The sequence below is a fragment of the Aeromicrobium sp. genome, from assembly GCF_025965075.1.
Taxonomy (GTDB): domain Bacteria; phylum Actinomycetota; class Actinomycetes; order Propionibacteriales; family Nocardioidaceae; genus Aeromicrobium.
This window is the reverse complement of the sequence record NZ_JAOPXQ010000084.1, coordinates 1-2,789: the sequence shown is the minus strand read 5'-3', so window position 1 is coordinate 2,789 and position 2,789 is coordinate 1. Positions and strand designations below refer to the sequence as shown.

Sequence of the window (2,789 nt, the reverse complement as noted above, 5' to 3'; positions counted from 1 at the left end):
CCTCGGCGAGCACGTCGAGGCCGACGCCGCCGAGCTTGGACGACGTGCCGGTGAAGTACGCGTCGACGACGTCGTGGGACAGGCCGACGGCCTCGAAGATCTGCGCGCCGGTGTAGGACGCGACGGTCGAGACGCCGATCTTGCTCATGACCTTGAGGACGCCCTTGCCCAGGCCGTAGGCGACGTTGCGCAGCGCCTGGCCGGGGGCGACGCCCTCGACGAAGACCTTCTCGCGGGCCAGGTCCTCGGCGGTCTCCAGCACGAGGTAGGGGTTGACCGCGGTCGCGCCGAAGCCGATCAGCAGCGCGACGTGGTGGACCTCGCGCACGTCACCGGCCTCGATGATGAGCCCGGCCTGGGTGCGGAGCTTCTCGCGCACCATGTGGTGGTGCACCGCACCGGTCAGCAGCAGCGACGGGATCGGGGCCAGGTCGGCATTGGAGTGTCGGTCCGACAGCACGATGATGCGGGCGCCCTTGGCGATCGCGGCGGACACCTCGGCGCAGATCTCGTCGAGCTTGGCCTTGAGCGCGATGCCGCCACCGTGCACGTCGTACAGACCACGGACGACGTGGACCGAGAAGCCCGGCATGTCGCCGTCCTTGTTCATGTGCCGGATCTTGGCGAGCTCGTCGTTGTCGAGCACCGGGAACGGCAGCTGCAGCATCCGGCACGACGCGGCGGTCGGCGCCAGGAGGTTGCGCTCGGGCCCGATCGTGCCGGCCAGCGACGTGACGACCTCCTCACGGATCGCGTCCAGCGGCGGGTTGGTGACCTGCGCGAACAGCTGCGAGAAGTAGTCGAACAGCTGGCGGGGCCGGTCCGAGATCGCCGCGATCGGCGTGTCGGTGCCCATCGACCCGATCGCCTCGGCGCCCGTACGGGCGATCGGGGCGATGAGGACGCGCAGCTCCTCCTCGGTGTAGCCGAAGACCTGCTGGCGCCGGGTGACCGAGGCGTGGGTGTGCACGATGTGCTCGAGGTCGGGCAGGTCCTCGAAGCGGACGAGGCCCGAGTAGAGCCACTCGTCGTAGGGCTGCTCCGAGGCGAGGGTGTTCTTGATCTCGTGGTCCTCGATGATGCGGTGCTCGTCGAGGTCGAGCAGGAACATCTTGCCCGGCTCGAGGCGGCCCTTGCGGACGATCGACTTCTGGTCGATGTCGAGGACGCCGGCCTCCGACGCCAGGACGACCAGGCCGTCCTCGGTGACCCAGTAGCGGCCGGGGCGCAACCCGTTGCGGTCCAGGACCGCGCCGATCTGGGTGCCGTCGGTGAAGCACACCGCGGCGGGCCCGTCCCACGGCTCCATGACGGAGGAGTGGAACTCGTAGAACGCCCGGCGGGCGGGGTCCATGTCGGTGTCGTTCTCCCACGCCTCGGGGATCATCATCATGACCGAGTGCGGGAGCGAGCGGCCGCCGAGGTGCAGCAGCTCGAGGACCTCGTCGAACGAGGCGGTGTCGCTGCCGAGCGGGTCGCAGATCGGGAACAGGCGCTTCATCTCACCCGGGATCAGGTCGCTCTCCAGCAGCGCCTCGCGCGCCCGCATCCAGTTGCGGTTGCCGCGTGCGGTGTTGATCTCGCCGTTGTGGGCGATGAACCGGAACGGGTGGGCCAGCGGCCAGCTCGGGAACGTGTTGGTCGAGAACCGGCTGTGCACGATCGCCAGCGCCGACTCCATGCGCTCGTCGAGCAGGTCGGGGAAGAAGTTCTCCAGCTGCTCGGTCGTCAGCATCCCCTTGTAGATCAGGGTGCGGGCCGACAGCGACGGGAAGTAGACCTCGAGCTCGTGCTCGGCGCGCTTGCGCAGGCCGTACGTCGCGCGGTCCAGCTCGATGCCGGCGCGGCCCTCGTCGGAGGTCACGAACATCAGGGCGAACGACGGCATCGCGCCGCGGGACATCGAGCCGAGGATCTCGGGGTTGACCGGGACGTCGCGCCAGCCGAGGACCGTGAGGTTCTCCTCGACCGCGAGCGCCTCGATGGCGAGGCGCGCCTCGGCGGCCTTGGCCTCGTCGAGCGGCAGGAACGCCATGCCGGCGGCGTAGGAGCCGCGGGCGGGCAGCTCGACGCCGCTGACGGCACGCAGGAACGTGTCGGGGATCTGGATCAGGATGCCGGCGCCGTCACCCGTGTCGGGCTCGCCGCCGACCGCACCGCGGTGGTCGAGGTTGCGGAGCGCCGTGAGGCCCTTCGCGACGATGTCGTTGCTGGCGACGCCGGTCAGGGTCGCGACGAAGGCGACACCACAGGCGTCGTGCTCGTTGGCCGGGTCGTACAGGCCCTGGGCCGGCGGCAGCGTCGACAGGAAGGAACGGGGCTGGGCGTGCATGCTGGGGCCCTCTCTCACGTCATCGATGGTCACGAAAATTCGTACCGGGGACGACATTGGCCTCGGACAGCGTCACAAGGTTACACGGATGTGTCGTGACAGGCACGGGGTGGGCCGTCGCAGGCCCGTCAGGTCGTCTTGACGATGGAGACGCCGCACGGCGCGTGGTGGGCTTGCCCTCAGCCGAGCGAGGCGCCGACGAGGTCGCCGACCAGGTACGTCAGGCCGGCGGCGGCGCCGCCGAGGAGCAGCTGGCGGGTCCCGCCGAACCACCACGACCGGGCCGTGATGCGGGTGACGACCGCGCCGCACGCGAACAGGCCGACCAGGGACAGGACGATCGCCGGCCACGCCGACTCGATGCCGACGAGGTAGGACAGCAGCGGGATGACGGCGCCGAGGGCGAACGCGAAGAACGACGACAGCGCGGCGAGGCTCGGCGACGCCAGGTCGTCGG

2 protein-coding genes are annotated in these 2,789 nt (G+C 70.1%); both read right to left on the bottom strand.

From position 1 onward, the window contains the following. On the bottom strand, positions 1–2,332 hold a 2,332-nt coding region (locus JWQ91_RS05490), incomplete at its 3' end, for a glutamate synthase central domain-containing protein (protein ID WP_297781783.1). 179 nt (positions 2,333–2,511) lie between these two features. Continuing rightward, positions 2,512–2,789 (bottom strand): VIT1/CCC1 transporter family protein (locus JWQ91_RS05485; RefSeq protein ID WP_297781781.1); only part of this gene is annotated, 278 nt, incomplete at its 5' end.